Origin of the sequence: Paenibacillus sp. FSL L8-0502, from assembly GCF_038593055.1 — a bacterium.
Taxonomy (GTDB): Bacteria; Bacillota; Bacilli; order Paenibacillales; family Paenibacillaceae; genus Paenibacillus; species Paenibacillus polymyxa_D.
On record NZ_CP151958.1, the window covers coordinates 87959 to 112500 of the forward strand.

2 protein-coding genes (1 of these 2 cut by a window edge) are annotated in these 24542 nt (G+C 49.6%); one reads left to right on the top strand and one right to left on the bottom strand.

Features of this window, described 5'->3' with window-relative positions; translation table 11 throughout:
* Positions 1-29: 29 nt before the first annotated feature.
* The gene (locus NSQ57_RS00415; RefSeq protein ID WP_342425490.1) at positions 30-23759 is read left to right on the top strand and encodes a non-ribosomal peptide synthase/polyketide synthase; all 23730 of its coding nucleotides are present in this window, start codon (positions 30-32) and stop codon (positions 23757-23759) included.
* Positions 23760-23868: 109 nt separating this feature from the next.
* Here the strand turns inward: NSQ57_RS00415 and NSQ57_RS00420 are convergent, their stop codons facing one another.
* Positions 23869-24542, bottom strand: partial view of an alpha/beta hydrolase gene (locus NSQ57_RS00420; RefSeq protein ID WP_209950326.1) — the 3' portion only. The gene runs 361 nt beyond the window's last position; only the last 674 of its 1035 coding nucleotides appear in the window; its start codon lies beyond the right edge, outside the window; its stop codon occupies positions 23869-23871.

Below are 24542 nucleotides of genomic sequence, written 5' to 3' on the forward strand. Positions count from 1 at the left end.
ATTCACATCATGGAATAGGAGTGAATGAGATGAATGACATGCAGTTATATGATTTAACAAATGCGCAGAAGCGTATATGGTATACCGAATTACTCTACCCAGATACGTCAGTGTCACAGCTTTCCGGTACAGCTAAGATGAAGGGGCATATCCATATCGCTGCCTTCATGCAGTCTATTAATTTGATTATCAAACAGTATGATGCGTTCCGTATTCGTATTACCTCAGTGGATGGAGTGCCTCAACAGTATGTCGTTCCTTATGAAGAAAGACAGTTGGAGTGCCTGGATCTTTCCCACTATGAAAGTATATCTGAAGTGGAAGCCTTACTTGAGCAACACAAAAGCAAACCCTTGCCCCTGCTGGATTCTGAACTCTTCCAGTTTTTAATTGTGAAGATTAGCGAGGAAGAGTATTGGATTAATATCAAGATGCACCATATTATTTCTGACGGAATATCAATGGTGGTCTATGGCAATCAGCTAACAGCGTTTTACATGGAGTTAATTCAAGGAAATGAGCCGAAGCTGGGCGACGATTGCTCGTATATTGAATATATTGCAGATGAGAATGCATACGAACTTTCTGACAGATACCAGAAAGATAAGGCATACTGGCTGGATAAATTTTCTGATTTGCCTGAGCTTACGGGTTGGAAGTCATATAATCCATTGTCTTTAAGCACCCACGCTGTTCGGGAGCATTTTACTGTACCAGAAGTGCTGTATCACGAGCTGCAGGCATTTTGCCAACAGAACAGAATTTCCTTGTTCCAGTTCTTCATGGGTGCGATGTATATCTACATACACAAAATGACGAATCAGCCGGATGTGGTGATTGGAACTTCGTTCGCTAACCGGGGGAACAAAAAAGAGAAGCAAAAGATAGGTATGTTCGTCAGCACCGCTGCTGCCAGAACATACGTCGAAAAGGATATGGATGTGCTGAGCTTCGTGCAGGATGTAGCCAGAGATCAGATGTCAATCCTGCGGCATCAGAAATATCCATACAATCAGTTAATTCAGGATCTTAGAGAAATGCATGGCAACAAGGATATTCAGCGGCTTTTTGGCGTTTCAATGGAATATCGTCTTATCAATTGGGTTGATTTGGATGATGTGCGTATTTTGACAGATTATGATTTCTGCGGGGATGAAGTGAACGATTTCGTACTTCATATCGTAGAGATCTTGGATGAAGGCGAACTGGTACTGGATGTCGATTATCGGACGGAGCTGTTTGAACGCAGCGAAGTTAAGGACATGGTTTCCCAGTTGCTTACGATCGCCGAGCAGATCATTCATTCACCTCAGCTTTCTATCGCAGAGGTAAACTTATTGGGCGAACCCGAAGAGCAATCCATTTTGGCTCTTTCGGAAGGCGCTGCAGTCGATTATCCACGTGAGAAGACCATCCATGGCTTATTTGAGGAACAAGCCGAGCGCACGCCAGATCATGTAGCCGTTCAGATGGACGAGCAGAGCATTACATACCTAGCTCTAAACGAGCAGGCTAACCAGCTTGCGAGATATTTGCGCTCCGAGGGAGTAGGGGCAGATACGCTCGTAGGGATTATGGCTGACCGTTCCTTGGAGATGGTCATCGGGATGTTGGCCATTTTGAAAGCAGGGGGTGCCTATGTACCGATTGACCCCGATTATCCGGAAGAGCGTATCCATTATATGCTGGAGGATTCAGGTGTCCGTCTGTTGCTCACCCAAAGTCATCTGTGGGAGAGTACCACTTTTGACGGAAAGCTTGTGAGCCTGGACGATTCTACAACGTATACAGGAGATGCCTCCAATCTGGAGAGTATTTCGGGACCAAACCATCTGGCCTATGTCATCTACACGTCGGGTACAACCGGCAAGCCGAAGGGCACGCTGATTGAGCACAAAAATGTAGTTCGACTGCTCTTTAACGATAAAAATTTATTTGATTTCACCTCTCAGGATACGTGGACGCTATTCCATTCGTTCTGCTTCGATTTCTCCGTTTGGGAGATGTACGGAGCGCTTCTTTATGGAGGGAAATTGGTGATTGTTCCATCTCTCACAGCCAAAAGCCCAGCAGCTTTCCTGGAGTTGTTGAAAGATAACCAAGTCACCATTTTAAATCAGACGCCGACGTATTTTTATCAGGTGCTACAGGAAGAACTAACGCACTCTTCGACAGAGCTTGGCCTTAGAAAAATCATTTTTGGTGGAGAGGCTTTAAGTCCATCTCTTCTGAGAAACTGGCGGGTCAAGTATCCTGATGTGCAGCTGATTAATATGTACGGAATTACGGAAACAACGGTCCATGTCACCTACAAGGAAATCACGGAACATGAGATTGAAGCGGGGAAAAGCAATATTGGCAGAACGATCCCCACACTTAGCGCTTACATTCTCGATGAGCAAAGACGCTTGCAGCCTGTTGGGGTTCCGGGAGAGCTATACATTGCGGGGGACGGCCTGGCCCGTGGGTATTTGAATCGGCCGGATTTGACGTCTGAGAAATTCGTTGAACATCCGTATCGGGCGGGAGAGCGGCTGTACCGAACGGGGGATCTTGCTCGTTGGTTGCCTGATGGCAATATTGAATATTTGGGGCGGATCGACCATCAGGTCAAAATTCGCGGCTATCGAATTGAGCTTGGCGAGGTAGAAGCCCAAATTCTCAAGGCTCCGAACGTACGGGAAACGATTGTCCTCGCACGGGAAGACGAACAGGGCCAAAAATTGCTGTGCGCCTACTATGTAGCCTCCAGTGATCTTTCGCCGGGGGAATTGCGGTCTCAGCTGGCAGCGGAACTCCCCGCTTACATGATTCCTTCTTATTTTGTCCGGCTGGAGCAAATGCCGCTTACGCCAAATGGCAAACTGGATCGCCGTGCGTTGCCGGCTCCTGAAAGCAGCGTACAATCCGGCGAGGCTTATTTGGCTCCGAGAACTGCTGTGGAAGCTCAGATGGTACTCATTTGGCAAGATATCTTGGGTGTTACCCGCGTTGGTGTCAGGGATAATTTCTTTGAAATTGGGGGTCACTCCTTGCGGGCAACAGTGCTCGTTTCACGGATTCACAAAGAATTGGGATGTAGCATTTCGCTGCGTGAGGTGTTTCAGTCACCTACAGTCGAATCCTTGGCGCAACTTGTGAAGAAACACATTCCAACCATGTACGAATCCATCCCACAGGCGGCGGAAAGCGAAGCTTACCCAGTGTCCTCAGCGCAAAAGCGGTTATACGTGCTGAGACAGATGGACGGGGGAGAGCTCAGCTACAATATGCCAGGGGTCTTCACGGTGGATGGACCGTTGGATCGCACACGGCTGGAGTCTGCGTTCCAGGCACTGATCCAGCGCCATGAATCCCTGAGAACCGGCTTTTATATGCAGGATGGAGAGCTTGTTCAGCGTGTGCATAGGAATGTGCCGTTCGTGTTGAACTACACAGAGGCTTCGGTGGAGGAGACGGATACGCTCATTCACAGCTTTATTCGTGCCTTTGATCTGAGTCAGGCTCCATTACTGCGTGTTAGCTTGGTGAAGCTCCAGGAGGAGCGTCATCTGTTGCTGTTTGATATGCATCACATCATTTCAGATGGGGTTTCTATTCAAATATTGATAGAGGAACTTACTCATTTGTATCAAGGAGAACAGCTACCAGAGCTGCACATCCAGTACAAGGATTATGCCGTATGGCAACGGGAACAGTCAGAGAACCAATGGCAAGATTTTGAGAAATATTGGCTGCAAGCCTTTGAAGGAGAGTTGCCAGTATTGGATCTGCCTACAGACTTCCAACGACCTTCGGTTCGAAGCTTCGAGGGAAGCCGAATTGATTTTACATTGGATGAGTCTGGAAATAAGGCGATACAAGAGCTTGCATCCCGTACAGGTACTACACTGTATATGGTATTGCTGGCTGCTTATTCGGTACTACTGCACAAATATACAGGACAGGAGGACATCGTCGTAGGTTCTCCAGTAGCCGGAAGGCCGCAGGCTGAGCTTGAGGGTATCATCGGAATGTTTGTCAACACACTGGCCTTGCGCAGCTACCCGGCAGGAGATAAAACCTTTCAGGATTATCTTCTGGAAATCAAGGAAACAGCGCTCAAGGCGTTTGAGCATCAGGATTACCCTTTTGAAAAATTGGTCGAAAAGCTGGGCGTAGGACGTGATGTCAGCCGCAATCCGCTCTTTGACACCCTATTGGTATTACAAAATACCGAGCAGGAAGAGCAGGAAATGGACGGAGTGCACTTTACTCCTTACTTGATGGACACCGTCACAGCCAAATTTGACCTGTCCCTCAATGTAGAGGAGAAGGGCTCAAAATTAGCCTTTGGCCTCGAGTATAGTACGGCTTTATATCGCCGTGAAAGTGTAGAGCGACTTGCTACGCACTTGCTCCGGATTCTGCACGCAGTCTCGGCCAATCCCCAGTTGCAACTGGCCGAGATAGAAATGATCACACCGGAGGAGAAAGTACAGATCGTTGAAGTATTTAACGCGACATCGACTCCTTATCCAAGCCACAAGACCATTCATGAGCTGTTCGCAGAACAAGTCAAGCGTACACCGGAACAGACGGCGCTTGTATTCGGCGATGTCCAGCTAACGTACCTTGAATTGGAAGACAAGGCGAGCCGACTGGCCCAAACACTGCGTCGTTTGGGAACGTTGAGGGAGCAGCCTGTGGCCGTGATGGGCGGACGAAGCATCGAAATGGTCATTGGTATGCTCGCGGTGCTTCAAGCGGGTGGAGCCTATGTGCCGATTGATCCTGATTACCCGGAAGATCGTGTGCGTTATATGCTTAATGATTCCGACGCCAAGCTATTATTGGTGCAAAAGAGCGAGCTTATAAATGTAGACTACGGTATACCGATTGTCGATCTTAGCAGTGAAGAGGCTTATGCAGCTGAACCCGCCCAGCCGGAGACTGCCCAAGGATCGCAGGGGCTTGCTTATGTCATCTATACATCGGGTACGACGGGTAGACCGAAGGGCGTTATGGTTGAACACCGGAACGTGGTTCGTCTGGTCAAAGAGACCAACTATGTGGAGCTGAATGAATCTACACGGATTTTGCAAACGGGAGCAGTGGCCTTTGATGCTTCTACATTCGAGATATGGGGAGCTTTGCTTAACGGTGGACAGCTCTATTTCGTAGAGAATGACGACATTCTGATTGCCGATAGGCTCAAAGCAGCTATTGCCAAGTACGGGATTACGACATTGTGGCTTACTTCACCGCTTTTCAATCAGCTTTCCCTGCAGGATGAGTACCTGTTCAGAGGGCTCAAAGCATTACTAGTCGGCGGTGACGTACTGTCCATATCTCATATGAATCGTGTAATCGAGGCTAATCCTGATCTTGTCCCTATCAATGGCTATGGTCCGACAGAGAATACGACCTTCTCCACAACCTACGAGATTCCAGGTCGTGCCGAAGGGGTCGTACCGATTGGTCGCCCAATTAGTAATTCGACCGCTTATGTGGTCAATGGATCGCTGCAATTACAGCCTATTGGTGCTTGGGGTGAACTCATTGTCGGCGGTGAAGGTGTAGCGCGCGGATATCTCAATCGTCCTGATCTCACAGCAGAGAAATTTGTCCCTAGTCCTGTGAAGGACGGAGAACCCTGCTACAGAACTGGGGATTTGGTACGCTGGCTTCCAGATGGGAATTTGGAGTTTAAAGGAAGAATTGATGAGCAGGTCAAAATACGTGGTTACCGCATCGAACTCCCTGAAGTCGAGGCCCAACTGGCCAAGGTGGAGTCAGTAATCGACGCCGTAGTGGTCGTTCGCGCGGATGAGCTTGGAGAGAAGCAGCTTTGCGCTTATTATGTGGCGGATCGTGCGCTCACGGCAGGCGAAGTACGCCTTGCCCTATCGCAGGTACTTCCGGGCTATATGATGCCATCCTATTTTATTCAGATGGATCGTATGCCATTAACGTCAAACGGAAAAGTGGACCGCAGGTCTCTGCCGGCTCCGCAAGTAGGTGCGCATACAGGACGGAAGTATACAGCTCCTCGTACACCGGCCGAAGAAGCTTTGGCGTCTGTCTGGCAAGGGGTGCTGGGTGCGGAACAGGTGGGTATCCATGACAATTTCTTTGAATTGGGTGGAGATTCCATCAAGGCCATTCAGGTGTCGTCACGGTTACTGCAGGCCGGCTATCGGTTAGAGATGAAGCAACTGTTCAAATCGCCAACCATTGCCGAGCTAGGCGCGGAAATACAGACGGCTGTGCACATGGCTGAACAGGGAGTTGTGCGTGGAGCGACTCGCTTGACTCCAGTCCAACAGTGGTTCTTTGGCCGGAAGCAGGCAGAGCCTCATCACTTCAATCAAGCGGTTATGCTGTATCGTGAACAGGGATTTGAGGAAAAGGCCTTGCATCAGGTGCTGAGAAAACTTGCTGAGCATCATGACGCCCTTCGTATGGTTTTCCGTCAGACAGAGCATGGCTACGAAGCTTGGAATCGTGATCTTGAAGAAGGAGAGCTTTATAGCCTGTTCACCGTTGATTTACGGAATGAATCCGATCCGACTGCAGCCATTACATCGCTGTCGGATGACATTCAGCGCAGTATCCATCTGGCAGAAGGCCCGCTGCTGAAGTTAGGGCTTTTCCATTGTCAGGATGGAGACCACCTTCTGATCGTGATCCACCATTTGGTGGTGGACGGAGTATCCTGGCGGATTTTGTTCGAGGACATCGCAGCAGGCTATGAGCAGGTGATTCAAGGCCAAGCACTGACACTCCCGCAGAAGACGGATTCCTTCCGTGACTGGGGTGACGCCCTTGCTCGTTATTCGGAAGGCCCTGAAATGGAGACTCATCGGGCGTATTGGAGAGAGCTGAAGGATCAGCCACTCGAACAGTTGCCGAAGGATGAGGCTGTGGAAAGCCTTCTTTTACAGGATAGCAAAGTAGTAACAGCACAATGGACTATAGAAGAAACCGACCAATTGTTGAGAAAAGCCCACCGTGCTTATCAAACAGAGACGAATGATTTGCTATTGACTGCTCTAGGCATGGCGATATCCAAGTGGTCTGGGATCGAAAAGGTTGCTGTGAATCTGGAAGGGCACGGTCGTGAGCCGATTATACCGAATATTGACATCACCCGTACCGTCGGCTGGTTTACAAGTCAATATCCGGTGATTTTAGACTTGGGGGATAACTCGGAAGTGGCCTCCTTGATCAAGTCTGTGAAAGAAGGGTTGCGCCGAATTCCGAACAAAGGTATTGGCTACGGGTTGCTCAAAACGGTGGCAAGTCAGTTGGATGAAGATAGCTTCAGCTTGCAACCTGAGATTTCTTTTAACTATCTGGGGCAATTTGATCAGGATTTGCAAGGAAGCTCATTGCAGATCTCTCCTTATCCGACCGGAAGCGCGCAAAGCTTGTTGGAGGAACCGGCCTATACGCTAGATATCAATGGCATGGTGACGGACGGAGCCCTGACTCTGACGATTACTTATAACGGAAAACAGTATAAGTCATCTACGATGGAACAGCTCGCTGGATATATTGAAGAAAGCCTGCGGGAGCTTCTTCAGCATTGCGTAACCCAAGAAAAAACCGTATTGACACCAAGCGACGTGCTTGCGAAAGGTCTAAGCATTGCCGACCTGGAGGAGCTTTCTAAGCAAACGAGCCACATTGGCGATATTGAGAATGTATATAGTCTGACGCCGATGCAGAAGGGCATGCTGTTCCATGATATGTTTGAGCCGCATACAGGCGCTTATTTTGAGCAGGCTGCTTTTGACTTTAAAGGTAGCTTTGATCCGAACGCCTTCGGACACAGTCTGGATGCAGTGGTGGAGCGTCATGCCATCCTGCGCACGAACTTTTACAGCGGATGGGGCAGCGAGCCTTTGCAGGTTGTATTTCGGCACAGAGGCGCTAAATTGGTGTACGAAGACCTGCGGGAGATGAATGCATCGCAGCGTGAGGCTTACCTGAAGACATTTGGTGCTAAGGACAAAGCACGGGGCTTTAACCTGGCTGAAGACGAGCTTCTTCGTGTATCGATTTTACAAACAGATGAAGAGAGCTTCCGTCTCTTATGGAGCTTTCACCACATCGTCATGGATGGGTGGTGTGTTCCGTTAATTACGCAGGAGGTATTTGAACACTATTTTGCCCTTCTGGAAGGAAGAGAGCCGCAGCTGGCAGAGGTTCATCCGTACAGTCGATATATCGAATGGCTGGAACAGCAGGATGAAGCAGCTGCGTCCAACTATTGGAGCCGATATCTGGCCGGTTACGAGCAGCAGACGCTTTTACCTCAAGTCGGTGGAGCAAGTAAGGGAGAAGGCTATGTAGCAGAAAAGCTGAATTATCCTCTCAGCAAGGAATTAACTGAGCGCCTTGAAAAGGTGGCCAGGGATGCTCATGTCACGATGAACATATTGCTGCAGTCCCTCTGGGGCATTGCACTTCAACGCTATAACGGTAGCCGGGATGTCGTGTACGGAAGTGTAGTATCAGGCAGACCAGCAGAAATTCCGGGCATTGATCGGATGATTGGTTTGTTCATCAATACGATTCCTGTTCGTGTGAAGACAGAGGAGAATCTCCCCTTCACGGTTCTGATGAAGCAGCAGCAGGAACAATATATGGCTTCTCATATGTATGACACCTACCCGTTGTTTGAAATTCAGGCTCAGACGGATCAGAAGCAGGATCTCATCTCTCATATTATGGTGTTTGAGAATTATCCTGTGGAAGAGGAAGTAGAGCGTCTGGGTGGTGGCGAGGCTGCCTTTGAGATTGAGGAAGCGGAGCTTCTTGAACAAACGAATTACGATTTTAACTTAATTGTTCTACCGGGCAAAGAGATGAGATTGTTGTTCCAATACAATGCGCTCGTCTATGATCCAGCCACGATCGAGCAAATCAAGGGCCACTTGTCCCACCTGATGGAACAAATTGTGGAGAATCCTGCAATTTCCGTGGATGCTCTAGAATTAGTCACGCCGCAGGAGAAAGAACAGATTCTGAACGTATGGGGAAATACACCAGGCATTTACGAGCAATGTAACACGTTCCACGGGCTGTTGGAGGAACAGGCGGGACGAACGCCAGACGCGACTGCCCTTTTGTTTGGGGACGAGATGCTGACCTACGCCGAGCTCAATGCAAAAGCCAATGGACTGGCGAGAAGGCTCCGTACTCAGGGAATCAAGACGGGAGATCTGGTGGGACTGATTGCTGCACGGTCGCTCGAAATGATCGTTGCGATCTACGGCATTATGAAAGCCGGGGGTGCCTATGTTCCAATCGATCCAGAGTATCCGAAAGAACGAATCAGTTACATGCTTGAAGATTCCGGGGCGAAGCTGATCCTTACACAGGCCCATCTCTTGGAGCATCTCGGATGGACGGAAAATGTTTTGCTGCTGGATGAATCATCGACCTATGATGCCGACACCTCGAATTTGGAGGCTACTGCCGGCCCGGATGATCTGGCTTACGTGATCTACACTTCAGGTACGACGGGTCAGCCTAAGGGCGTATTAGTCGAGCATCGGGGACTACCCAATCTTTCGGACGTATACGGGACACACTTCGAAGTTACACCGCAGGATCGGATCGTTCAGTTTGCAAGCCTGTCGTTTGATGCATCGGTTTCGGAAATTTTAACGGCGCTGAGCCACGGGGCTGTTCTGTGCATCCCTTCTCCACAAGATATTTTAGATCATGCCCTGTTCGAGCAGTTCATGAACGATAAGGGGATTACGGTAGCGACTTTGCCACCCGCTTACGCTATCCACCTTGATCCAGAGCGTTTGCCAACACTGCGGTGCTTGCTAACCGCTGGATCGGCCGCATCGATCGAGTTGATCGAAGAGTGGAGGAAGCATGTACGTTACTCTAATGGCTATGGTCCAACAGAGGACTCCGTATGCACCACAATCTGGTCTGTCCCGGACAGTGAGGGAGCAACGGATATTGTATCTATTGGACGACCTATTGCTAACCATAGTGTGTACATCTTGGATGACCATTTTAGATTGCAACCTGTCGGTGTAGCTGGAGAGCTATGCATTTCGGGTATCGGGTTAGCGCGGGGGTATCATAACCAGCCTGAGTTAATGGACGAGAAGTTTGTGGACAATCCATTTGCTCCAGGAGAGCGTATGTATCGGACGGGTGACTTGGTTCGCTGGTTACCGAATGGAACCATCGAGTACTTAGGTCGAATAGATCACCAAGTCAAAATCCGCGGCTACCGTATCGAGCTAGGCGAGGTAGAAGCACAAATGCTCAGAGTGCCGTCCGTTCAGGAAGTCGTGGCCATGGCTGTAGAGGGCAATGATGGCTACAAAGATCTAGTCGCTTACTTCGTAGCCGCTCAGAAACTTGAGGTATCCGAACTTCGGGCCGTCCTGTCGGAGATGTTACCTGGATATATGATCCCTTCCCGCTTCATACAAATGGACGATATGCCTCTGACGTCGAACGGAAAAATCGATCGAAAAGCGCTGCAGGGCGAGCGTGGATGGGCAGTTGCTTCATCTGAGGCTCCAAAGACACCTGTAGAAATGCAATTAGCCCAAATCTGGCAAGAGGTGCTAGGTGTGGAGAATGCGGGAGTGAAGGATAATTTCTTCCATTTTGGAGGTCATTCACTGCGTGCAGCCCTGCTAGTCTCACGAATTCGCAAGGAAATGAATCGAGAGATTAGTCTGAGAGCAGTGTTCGAGTCTCCTACTATTGAAGGATTGGCCCGTGCTATTGAGGGCTATACACCGCTGAATTTCGAAGAAATTCCTACAGCGGGAGCGAGAGAGCATTATCCATTGTCCTCTGCCCAAAAACGACTGTTTATTCTAAGTCAGCTGGAAGGTGGAGAGCTGAGCTACAATATGCCAGGTATTCTTACCGTTGAGGGAGCTTTGGATCGGGAACGACTAGAGCAGGCATTCCGTCGTCTGATTCATCGTCATGGTTCGCTGCGTACTCGTTTTGTGACCGTGAACGGTGAACCTGTACAGCAGCTCCTGACGGATGTTCCGTTTGCTGTGGAATATGCGGAGTTGAGCGAGGAAGAGGCAGGAGCTACCCTTCAGCAGTTCGTCCGTCCTTTTGATCTGGGTGTAGCTCCATTGCTGCGGGTCGGCCTTATTCGAATTGCACATGAGCGCCATTTACTATTGTTTGACATGCACCATATTGTCTCAGATGGGGTTTCTATGAATATTCTCATAGAAGAGTTTCTCCGCTTCTACCAAGAGGAGGACGTACTTCCTGAGCTACAGATCCAGTACACAGACTATGCGGTATGGCAGCAAGAGCAGCTCGGAAGCGAGCGTCTTAAGGCCCAGGAGGCTTACTGGCTGGATGCTTTCCGCGGAAGCTTGCCAGTGCTGGATTTGCCAGGAGATGAAGTTCGTCCTGCGGTGCGAAGCTTTGCGGGCGATCGAATCGACTTCCAAATTGATTCTTCTCTGAGTGCTTCACTTCAGGAGCTGGCTACCCGAACGGGTTCCACTCTGTTCATGGTACTGCTGGCAGCCTATACAGCGCTCTTGCACAAGTACACAGGTCAGGAAGATGTCATCGTCGGTTCACCTGTGGCAGGAAGATCCCATGCGACACTCGAAGGCCTCATCGGTATGTTCGTCGGCACAGTGGCACTTCGTACTTATCCAGAAGGAGAGAAGCCTTTCGAGGCTTATCTGCAGGAAGTGAGGGAAACAGCGCTGCGGGCCTATGAAAACCAGGATTACCCGTTCGAGGAGCTGGTAGAAAAGCTGGAGCTTCAGCGTGATTTGAGCCGTAACCCACTATTTGATACCATGTTTGTCCTGCAAAATATCGATCAGGGAGAACAAGAAATAGAAGGATTGCGCTTCACTCCTTACGATAATGTACATCCGGCTGCCAAGTTCGATCTTACGTTGACCGTGAGTGAAGAAGCAGACGGGGCATTGAACTGCACGCTTGAGTATGCGACTGCGATCTACAAGCAAGAGACTGCTGATCGGATGGCAGGCCACTTTGTACAGCTTATTCGGGAAGCCATCGCCAATCCGGCACTGCCGTTGTCATCCCTTGATATCGTGACACCTCAGGAAAAATCAAGGCTGATGAAAGCGCCGGACGAAGCCAAGGCAGATTATCCTCGTGACAAGACGATCCATGCGCTGTTCGAGGAGCAGGCCGCACGTACTCCGAATGCAGTGGCAGTCGTATGTGAAGATGCAACCCTGTCCTACAGCGAGCTGAACGAGCGGGCCAATGGACTTGCCCGAACGCTGAGGGAACGTGGTTTGCAACCAGACGGTTTGGCTGGAATCATGGCGGATCGTTCCCTTGAAATGGTGGTCGGAATTTTAGCCATCTTGAAAGCAGGCGGGGCCTATGTCCCTGTAGATCCTGAATATCCAGAAGACCGCATTCGCTTTATGCTTGAGGATTCAGGAGCCAAGCTACTGCTGACACAAGCGCATCTGGAGCAACGGGTCTCCTTCGCCGGGGATATCGTAAGTCTGGACAAAACGGCTTCCTACAAGGAGGATGTCTCAAACCTGGAGTCTGCAGCCGGACCGGGGAATCTTGCCTACGTCATCTACACATCGGGTACGACAGGCAAGCCAAAGGGAACACTGATTGAGCATAAAAATGTAGTTCGCTTGCTCTTTAATGATAAAAATATGTTTGACTTTGGTCCTCAGGATACGTGGACACTGTTCCATTCATTCTGTTTTGACTTCTCTGTATGGGAAATGTACGGAGCATTGCTGAACGGAGGACGGTTGGTCATCGTTCCATCGCTTACCGCGAAGAGTCCAGATCGTTTCTTACAATTGCTTAAGGATCAGAAGGTCACCGTTTTGAACCAGACACCGACTTACTTCTACCAGTTGCTACAGGAAGAGCTCGGTCATCAGGCGGCAGAACTGAGCCTCCGTATGATTATCTTCGGTGGAGAGGCATTAGCTCCGGCCCTGCTCAAGGACTGGAGAACGAAGTATCCGCAAGTGCAGCTCATTAACATGTACGGCATTACCGAAACGACCGTGCATGTAACCTACAAGGAAATTACAGAGTTGGAAATTGAACAGGGCCGCAGCAATATCGGCACCACGATTCCGACGCTGCGAGCGTACATTTTGGATGAACAACGCCGTCCACAGCCGATTGGCATTCCAGGTGAACTCTATGTGGCGGGCGTAGGTCTGGCGCGAGGTTATCTGAACCGACCGGAATTGACGGAAGAGAAGTTTGTCGCTCATCCGTTCGAAGCAGGCGAGCGTATGTACCGCTCGGGTGACTTGGCACGCTGGTTGCCGGATGGCAGCATGGAGTATTTGGGACGGATTGACCATCAGGTAAAAATCCGTGGTTACCGTATTGAGCTAGGCGAAGTGGAAGCGAAGCTGCTCCATGCTCCGTCTGTAAGAGAGGCCGTTGTGCTCGCCCAAGAGGATGGAAGTGGACAAAAAGTGCTTGTCGGCTATTTCACAGCCGATCAGATGCTGACGGTAGGAGAGTTGAGAAAAGCCTTGGCTGCCGAACTGCCGGCTTATATGATTCCATCTTACTTTATGCAATTGGAACAGCTGCCTTTGACACCAAATGGCAAACTGGATCGCAAAGCGCTTCTGGCTCCGGAGGCCAATGTGCAGACTGGAGCGGTTTATGAACCGCCAAGGACGAAGGCTGAGGAAGCTTTGGCTTCCGTATGGCAAGGTGTGCTGGGAGCACAGCAGGTCGGCATCCACGATCATTTCTTCGACCTGGGTGGTGACTCCATCAAGGCGATTCAAGTGTCCTCGAGATTGTTCCAAGCTGGATATAAATTAGAGATGAAGGATCTCTTCAAATATCCGACAATTGCCGAGCTCAGCCCGTATCTTCAGGCAGCCGGACGTACAGCGGAACAGGGCGAAATTAAAGGTGCAGCAGAGTTAATGCCAATTCAGCGCTGGTTCTTTGAACGCCATACAGCGGAGCCGCACCATTATAATCATGCCGTCATGCTCTATCGGAAAGACGGCTTTGATGAGGCTGCACTCCGATTGACAATGGACCAAATTGCGATCCATCATGACGCGCTGCGCATGGTTTTCCGGCCTACAGAAGCTGGATACGCAGCTTGGAATCGGGGAACGGATGAAGGCGAGCTCTACACATTGGACATTGCTGATATGCGGCAGGCGGAAGACCAGACAGCTGCGGTTCAGGCCCAAGCCAATGCCATTCAGGCAAGCTTTGACTTGGAAGGTGGCCCACTGTTCAAGCTAGGCCTGTTCCATTGTGAAGATGGCGATCATTTGTTGATTGTCATTCATCACCTCTTGGTTGACGGTGTGTCCTGGCGCATCCTGTTTGAAGACATTGCAACAGGATACGAGCAGGCGTTGAATGGACAAACGATTGTTCTTCCGCAAAAGACCGATTCGTATCTTGTATGGTCCGAGCAAGCGGCGAAGTATGCAGCAGGTCCTGCCCTGGACGAGGAGCGTTCATACTGGCAGCAGATTGAGGAGACGCTTCTGGCTCCACTGCCCAAGGATAAGGATCAGGAGCCAGGCACCGTTCGGGATACCGAGTCGGTTACGGTAACGTGGTCTGCTGAAGAAACAGAGCTGCTGTTGCGACAAGCAAACCGGGCTTATCATACGGAGACGAATGATTTACTCTTGACTGCTCTGGGAGCAGCTATTCAGCGCTGGACAGGCATGGAGCAGGTTCTGGTTAACCTTGAAGGACATGGACGGGAAATGATCATACCAGATCTGGATATTACCCGTACCGTGGGCTGGTTCACAACTCAGTACCCTGTTCTGCTGAACCTGCAAGATGGGCAGGAAGTATCTACCCGGATCAAGCGCATCAAGGAGAATTTGCGAGAGGTTCCGCACAAAGGTATCGGCTACGGTCTGCTGAAATATATGGCACCGGAAAAAGACACTCGATTCAGCGTAGAACCAGAAGTTTCCTTCAACTACCTTGGACAGTTTGACCAGGATTTGGAGGGGAATGCTCTTAGCTTGTCTACACATTCAGTCGGTAAGGCGCTCAGCGATCTCACACCACAGCAATATGCTCTGGATGTGAATGGCATGATTGCTGAAGGACAGCTATCACTGACGATTACGTACAGCAACAGGCAGTATCGTAACGAGACGGTGAGTCATTTTGCTGAATTATTACAGTCAAGCCTTAGTGAGGTCATCCGGCATTGTGTAGCTCAGGAGTGTTCACAGCTTACACCTAGTGATGTTCTGTTCCAAGGATTAACATTGGAGCAGCTTGATCGACTTACGGCGCAGACGGCTCATATCGGAGAGATTGAGGATGTGTACAAGCTGACGGCAATGCAGAAGGGCATGCTGTTTCACAGCCTGCTGGAGCCGGATTCCTCTTCATACTTCGAACAGGCAACGTTTGAGATGCGTGGCAGCCTCGATGTAGATATCTTCTTCGAGAGCTTCCAGGCTTTGGTGCAACGACATGCCATACTACGTACCGGCTTTTACAACAACATTGCGGATGTACCGCTGCAAGTTGTCTTTAAGCAACGGTTAATCCCTCTGCACTACGTAGATTTGCGCGACGCATCTATGCAGGAACAAGAAGCCCGGATCAAGGCTTATATTGCTGAAGATATGGTTAAGGGGTTCAGCTTGTCAGATGATCCGCTGATGCGAGTGACCGTCTTGCAGAAGGATCAAAGCTGTCTTGTATTGTGGAGCTTCCACCATATTGTTATGGATGGCTGGTGTATCCCGATCATTACACAGGAGCTGTTCGATTATTATTCTGCCAAGAAACAGCAATTACAGCCTGTCCTGCCGCCAGCTCAGCCCTATAGCCGTTATATCGAGTGGCTTGATGCACAGGATGATCAAGAAGCTTCAACATATTGGAGCCAATATCTCGAAGATTATGACGGGAATACCGTATTGCCGGAAGGTAAAACGAAATCTCAAGCCAAAGAAGCGGGCTATGTCCTAAAAGAGCATGTTCTCCATCTGGGTGCATCTTTGACCGGTAAAATGGATGTTGTCGCGAAGCGCAATCACGTGACCGTCAACACACTCATGCAGACAGCTTGGGGACTGATTCTTCAACGTTATAATGCCAGCTCGGATGTCGTTTTCGGCGGCGTTGTGTCGGGTAGACCGGCTGAGATTGCAGGGATCGAGAATATGGTGGGTCTGTTTATTAATACAGTACCTATCCGTGTACAGTCATCCAAAGACGAGGCTTTCGTCGAGGTAATGAAACGTACACAGGCACAATCATTGGCTGGTCGTGTCTACGATACCTATCCACTGTATGAGATTCAGGGGAAAACAACCCAAAAGCAGGACCTGATTTCTCATATTATGATCTTTGAAAATTACCCGCTCGACGAACAGGTGGAGCAATCGGGTAATCAAACGGAGGACAATCTCGAAGTTGCCAACTTCACCATGTTTGAACAAACCAACTATGACTTTAACCTGGTTGTGATTCCAGGCGAAGACATTAAGGTCTGCATTCGCTACAATGCTTCGGTCTACGAGCAAGAAAGCATTGTGCGAATCGGAGGACATTTATTGCAAATGCTCGATCAGGTAGCTACTCATCCGCAAGCGACGATACAGGAACTGGAGATTGTAACATCTGAGGAACGGACAAACCTGCTTGACTGGGGTGGCAAGGCTCATGTCTACCCAAGTGATCAGGGGCTGCATACCTTGTTTGAGGAACAGGTGGCCCGTACGCCGGATAAGATCGCGGCAATAAGCGGCGACATCCAGATCACATATCGGGAGCTGAACGAGCAGGCGAACAGACTAGCTTCCACCTTGATAGCCCAAGGACTACGGAGTGAACAAGTAGTGGGGCTGTTGGCGGATCGGTCAGTGGAACTGCTGGTTGCCATCATGGGGGTACTCAAAGCGGGCGGAGCCTATGTACCGATTGATCCTGAATATCCGCAGGAGCGGATTCAGTATATTCTGAAGGACTCTGGCGCTGAGATTCTGCTCACACAGAGCCACCTGACGAAACTAGCGGCCTTTGAGGGAATGGTTATGGAATTGGATGCCCCGCACATCTACGGAGCTGGAGTGAATAATCCTAATATTCCTGTGAGAGGAAACGATTTGGTGTATCTAATCTATACTTCGGGTACAACAGGAAATCCGAAGGGAACCATGATTAACCATAAAGGAATCGTGAACTACATCTGGTGGGCCAATAAAGTCTATTGTGCAGGGCAACCAACGGACTTCCCGCTGTATTCGTCCATTTCGTTTGACTTGACGATGACATCAATGTTTACTCCGTTAATAAATGGAGGAATAGTACGGATTTATGATGGTATAGATAAAGCGGAGGTTGTTCAGCATATTTTGCGCGAAAATGCGGTGGATATTCTCAAGCTGACGCCGACGCATCTCAGTCTGATTAAAGATATGACCATCCCGGTAGAGAGTCGCATTCAGCAGCTTATTGTGGGTGGAGAGAATCTGACCACACATTTGTCAAAAACGATTACCGACCTCTTTGGTGGCAATATCAAAATCTACAATGAATATGGACCAACCGAAACGGTCGTCGGCTGCATGATTCACCTGTACGATCCTGCGAAGGATACACGGGAATCCGTACCGATTGGTTTGCCGTCAGACAATATATACATTCATATCCTGGATGAACAGCTTCGTCTCGTACCGTTAGGTGTGGAGGGCGAAATGTACATCGCCGGGGACGGAGTAGCCCGTGGATACCTGAACCGTCCGGATCTTACCGCAGAAAAATTCATTAGGAATCCGTTCGCTGCGGAAGGAAATATGTATCGCACCGGAGATTTGGCTCGTCGCCTTCCTAATGGAGACATTGAGTACATTGGGCGTATTGACCATCAAGTCAAAATACGGGGCTATCGTATTGAGCTTGGTGAGATTGAGGCCAAGTTGCTGGATATGCCCCTTGTCGAGGAAGCTCTCGTTGTTGCGTGGGCAGACGCCAATGGACAGAAGTCTCTGTGTGCTTACTTTGTAGCGGATCGCGAAATGTCTGTCAGCGAGCTGAGAAACGAACTGTCTGCCGGACTGCCTGCATATATGATTCCGTCTTACTTCGTACAACTGGACGTGATGCCTCTGACACCGAATGGCAAACTGGATCGCAAGGCACTGCCTGAACCGAACTCGGGTATAAAGGCGGGAGCAGACTTTACCGCTCCGCGGACGGATGTGGAGAACATTTTGGCTTCAATCTGGCAAGGTGTACTTGGCGTGCCGCTTGTCGGCATTCATGATAATTTCTTTGAACTTGGAGGTGACTCGATCAAATCCATTCAAGTATCCTCAAGGCTTCTTCAAGCAGGCTACAAGCTTGAAATGAAGGATTTGTTCGGTTATCCGACAATTGCAGAGTTGGCGCAGCGCGTTAGTGTGGTCAGCCGAATTGCGGACCAAAGCGAGGTACACGGATCGGTAAGACTGGGACCTGCTCAGCACAGATTCTTCGATGAACAGTCAATGGATCTGCATCACTTTAATCAGTCGGTCATGTTGTACCGACGGGATGGCTTCAATACCGATGCGCTCGCCGAGGTTGTTCGGACAATTGCAGAGCATCATGATGCTTTACGACTGGTGTTCCGCCAAGGAGAGCAGGGATTGGAGGCCTGGAACCGGAGCGTAGGTGAGGGTGAACTCTATAGCCTCCAAATCCACGACCTGCGGGATGAGACAGACCCGGCTTCAGCAATAGAAGCGGGTGCGGAAGCCATTCAGCGCAGCATCTCTCTGGAGGATGGACCTCTCTTTAGACTGGGTCTGTTCCGCTGTGCGGAAGGCGAACATCTGTTGATCGTTATTCATCATCTGGCTGTGGATGGCGTATCCTGGCGTATCCTCTTTGAGGACCTGCAGGAAGGCTACGAGCAGGCAGCACGTGGAGAAGCAGTCAAGCTTCCGCAGAAGACGGATTCGTACCGTGCATGGGTTGAGGGAATCACACAATTTGCTAACAGCCCGGCGGCTGAACAAGAACTCAGCTATTGGGCAGAGGTAGAAGGAGATGGCTTTGTCCCTCTTCCCAAAGACAAGGTAGATGGCGCACTTCTCATCAAGGATAGCGAGGCTATCACGGTCAGATGGTCACCAGAAGAGACAGAGCAGTTCCTGAAAGAAGCGAACCGTACTTACAATACGGAGGTCAACGATCTGCTCCTGACAGCCCTTGGTATGGCTGTTCACGAGTGGACGGGAATCGAACGTGTAGGCATCCTTCTGGAGGGACATGGGCGGGAGCCTGTTGTACCGGAACTGGATATTACTCGCACAATAGGCTGGTTTACAAGTCAATACCCTGTCGCCCTTGAGATGGACGGGGAATTGGAGATCGGGGCCAGAATCAAGCATGTAAAGGAAGGCTTGCGTCGTATCCCGAACAAAGGTGTCGGATATGGGATTTTGAAATATTTAAGCGACAGTCCCGATACCTCCTCCTTCTCGGCTGAACCGGAGATTACGTTCAACTACTTGGGTCAGTTCGATCAGGATCTTGCAGGAGGGACGATGGAAGTATCGCCTTACTCCGTAGGACCTGAGGTCAGTGAGCAGATGGTGCAGCATCAGGCATTGAACATTAATGGACTGATTGCCGAAGGGCAGCTTCAACTCTCGGTCAGCTATAACCATCATCAGTTCCACGGGGAGTCCGTGGCTAAGTTTGTTGGCATTCTGAAGAACTGTCTTAGTGAAGTCATTGGACATTGCGTAAGTAAGGAAAGAACAGAACTAACACCAAGCGATGTACTCCTCAAAGATATCAGCTTGGAAAAGATTGAGGAGTTAGAAGAGCAGACACGGCATATCGGTAGTATTGAGAATATGTATAAACTGACGCCGATGCAAAAGGGGATGTTGTTCCACAGCTTGCTGGAGGCTCATTCAGAGGTCTACTTTGAGCAGGCCACATTTGAAATTCAGGGAGTGTTCTATCCTGAGGTTTTCAAACGCAGCTTACAGCAACTGATGAAACGGCATGCCATATTGAGAACGAATTTCCATGCTGGATGGGGCGATTTCCCTATACAGATTGTGTTCAAAGAAAGAGCATGCGATTTCGTATACGAGGATTTGCATGAGCTGGATTCCGCTGAAATAGAAGCGCGTCTTGCAGCTTATGTTGCCCAAGACAAAGCAAGAGGCTTTGATCTTGCGAATGAAGCCTTGCTGCGTGTTGCTATTCTACGTACTGCAAAAGAGCATTACCATCTGTTGTGGAGCTCTCATCACATCATTTTGGATGGCTGGTGTATGCCACTTGTGCTCCAGGAAGTGTTTGAAACATACGGAGCTCTACGTGAGCAAAGGGAACCTGAGCTTCCTGTAGCAGCATCGTACAGCCAGTACATTCAATGGTTGGAGAAACAAGGCGAGGAAGAGGCATCCTCTTACTGGAGAGGGTACCTGAAAGGCTACGAGCAGCAGACGAAGCTGCCACAAGCCATCACACAGCCATCGGCAAAAGCAGAGGCCTATGTGTCGGAGAAGCTGGTATTCACGTTGGATGCGGAACTGACCGATCGCCTGGAACAGGTGGCCAAACAGCATCAGGTGACAATGAATACGCTGATGCAAGCAGCCTGGGGAATCGTGCTGCAGCGCTACAATAGAAGCCAGGATATCGTCTTCGGAAGTGTGGTATCGGGAAGACCTGCCGAGATTCCGGGTATCGAAAGCATGATCGGTCTCTTCATTAATACAGTTCCAGTTCGGGTTCAGGCCGAGGGAAGCGATACGTTCTCCCATGTGATGAAAAGACAGCAGGAATTATATTTGGCAGGACATGCTTATGATTCCTATCCGCTCTATGAGATTCAAGCACAGAGCGAACAAAAGCAAGATTTGATTTCTCATATTATGGTGTTCGAAAATTACCCGGTAGAAGAGCATCTGGAAGAGAAAATTGCCAGTGAAGAGGCTGAATACAAAATTACAGATGTTCAGATGTTTGAACAGACGAATTATGATTTTAACCTTATTGTGCTGCCGGGACGTAGTCTGGAGTTCTTGTATCGATATAATGCTCGCGTCTATAACCGGGAGAGCGTGGAACGGATTCAAGGACACTTGACGAGAATTCTGACAAGCGTATCTGTACAACCTGCTATCCGTATTGATGAGCTGGAACTGATCACGCCAGAAGAGAAATCACAAATAATAGAGGTGTGGGGAGATACAGTAGCTCCTTATCCGCGTGAGCAGACCCTCCACGGCATATTTGAGGAAAAAGCTGCGCTCACACCGGATCGTACAGCACTTGTTTACGGAGAAACGAAGCTTACCTATGGAGAACTTCATCAGCAGGCGAACCGTCTTGCACGTACACTGCGTGCCCAAGGGGTCAGACCGGACCAACCAGTTGGCATCATGGTCGAGCGCTCGCTTGAGATGATCATTGGTATCCATGCCATTCTAAAAGCTGGTGGGGCCTATGTACCGATTGATCCGGAGTTCCCAGAAGACCGTATTCGCCACATGCTGGAGGATTCGGGGGCGAAGCTTCTGCTGACGAAGAACCATCTTAAAGATCGGTTCCCGTTCACTGGCACGATCCTGGCACTTGATGATCCGCAGGCGTACCATGAGGATAGCTCGAATCTGGAGCCAATTGCGGGGCCGGAGCATCTGGCGTATATCATTTACACGTCAGGTTCAACCGGCAAGCCGAAAGGTGTAATGATTGAACACCGCTCTGCCGTCCATACGCTGAGTCAGCTGGAAGCTGAATATCCGATGTTGGCAGGCGACCGTTTCCTGCTCAAAACGACATTCACCTTTGACTTCTCTGTGCCAGAGCTGTTCTGCTGGTTCTTTGGACAGGGGACTCTCGTGATCCTGCCACAAGGCGTGGACAAAGACCCGATGGCACTGCTGGAGGCTGTGGATACGAACCGAATCACGCATCTTAATTTGGTGCCATCGATGCTCAGTGTGCTCGTTCAATACTTGAAAGAAAGCGGCACCCAAGGATTCCTTACTCTGAAATACCTGTTTGCCTGCGGCGAGACGCTGCCTGCCAAACTTGTAGAAGAGTACTATAAAGTATCTCCACACGCAGTACTGGAGAATATCTATGGTCCTACCGAAGCGGCCGTATATGCGACCCGATATACAACTAGCCCTGAGACTGCGGCTCTAACGCATGTGCCGATCGGCAAACCGTACGCTAACGTCCAAGTATGGATGATGGACAGCGCTTCTCAGGTATCACCTGTGGGGGTACCGGGAGAACTCTGCATTGCAGGCGAAGGGGTAGCGCGGGGGTATTTCAACCAGCCGGACCTGACGGCAGAGAAGTTCATTCCTCACCCGTACAAACCGGGAGCACGGATTTACCGAACGGGCGATTTGGCCCGATGGCTGCCAGACGGGAATATTGAGTATTTGGGACGGATCGATCACCAGGTAAAAATCCGGGGTTACCGCATTGAGCTGGGAGAAGTGGAGGCACAAATTCTGAGGGTGCCATCGGTGCAGGAAGCGGTTGTTCTAGCACTGGCTGACTCCAGCGGAAGTACTCAGCTGTGCGCATACTTTGTGGCCGAGGAAGGGCTCGCAGCGGGCGTATTACGCGAAGCACTGGGCAGCGAGCTGCCAAGCTATATGATTCCGTCTGCTTTCGTACAGCTCGCACAAATGCCGCTGAATCCGAATGGCAAATTGGATCGCAAAGCGCTACCGGCACCAGAAATCCTTCTGCGGAGCACAGCGGAGTATATCGCGCCACGTACGCAGACAGAAGTCGAGCTCGCTCAGATTTGGTCCGAGGTGCTCGGCGTACAGGAAATCGGGATCAGAGATCATTTCTTTGACCTTGGGGGCCATTCTCTGAAAGTATTGGGCTTGATCCAAAGGATCTCGTCTAATATGGGCGTCCATCTCCCACTCCAGGCCGTGTTTAATCTGCCGACTGTGGAAGAAATGGCGCATGAAATTTTCAAGCTGCAGGCAACAACTACTGCCGACGAACAAGAAATGGAAATTATCCACTTCCCAGGGAAAGGAACGCTTAAAGTATTTTGCTTCCCTCCTCGGGTAGGTCACTCTCTGGGGTACTATGAGATGGCCAAGGAGCTGGATGGGCTTTGCGAGGTGTACGGGATGGAATTTATCGGCGATCGTTTCCAGGGCCAAGATATGCTGGATCGATACATCGATGCCATCGTGAACATTCAAGCCGAGGGCCCATATGTATTCCTTGGATACTCACTTGGAGGAAATCTCGCCTTCGAGGTAGCTAAAGCTATGGAAAGCCGAGGCTACCATGTTGGTGACATTATTATGGTAGATGCTATGAGAAAGATGTCCAAGGATGAATCGACACCTGAGGAGCTTGAAGAGATTGTCGAGACGGTGCTGGATAGCATTAGGGAGCAGTACAAAGTATTCCTCGCCGATCCAGCCGACAGGGAGCGAGTCATGGACAAAATGTTGGTTTACTCCACCTACCGCGATGAGCTTATTAACGCAGGTGAAGTTCATGCGAATATCCATGCTCTGATTGCAGAGGATGATAGTATTGGTCCGGATACATCATTAGATAAATTGTTATGGCAAAAGGCGACGCATGGTCAATACAAAGAATACGAAGTCATCGGAACGCATGATGTGCTGCTTGATTCCGGTTTTGTCGGGGAAAATGCTAAAGTACTGAAACAAATACTTGGTAAAATTGCAGAAGCCTCATCTAAAAACAAGCCTATTCTGTCCTAAGATCAATCAACGAGAATAGTGTAGGGTAGCAAAGACGCCCGGATTCCTTTATATAGAAGGAACTCGGGCGTCTTTTGTTTTTTTATGCTGTCCTTAACATATAAAGTCCCTAATCATCTGTGTATGCTTTAGACATGGTTGACTGAAAATGACTGGTGTCGGTGATGAGTTCACGGATGACCTGGATGACAAGCTCCGGTTGATCATGGATGATCATATGCTCGCTCTTCTTGGCAACAATAAATTTGCTGTTTGTAGAGATGTTAAGCATCTCGCGCTGTCCCATTTGCCAGCTTTGTTCGATCTGATCATTTCCGCGCTTACTAATACCGAACTGAGTCAAATCTTGTTGAACGCCCCGGGCAATTACACGTACAGGGAGGTTGCCCAGATGCTGTCCCCGTATGGCATCTTCGGTAGTGCTTGCTAGATCACCTTCCTCCGCAACAGATCGAAAGTACTTAGAAGAAGCGACAATATTCACAAAAGAGTTTCTATCTTGATATTCGACTCGACCCGTTAGCATAAAATTGGGAAACAGGCGAAATGCTCCTGACTTTTCTAGGAGAATGGATATTAACGGGGAGGGATTGACCTTAGGTCGTTCTTTGGCATAGATCTCATTTGTCCGGCGAGCGTCATTCTCAGGCCTGGCATCCACCAGAACCAATCCTGCCACTTCGTCTTTGTAGGTCTGCGCGTACAGTCTTGAGTACATCCCTCCGAGAGAATGGCCTACCAGGATATAAGGAGCTTGGATGTCTGCGTTTTTTAAGGCGAGAT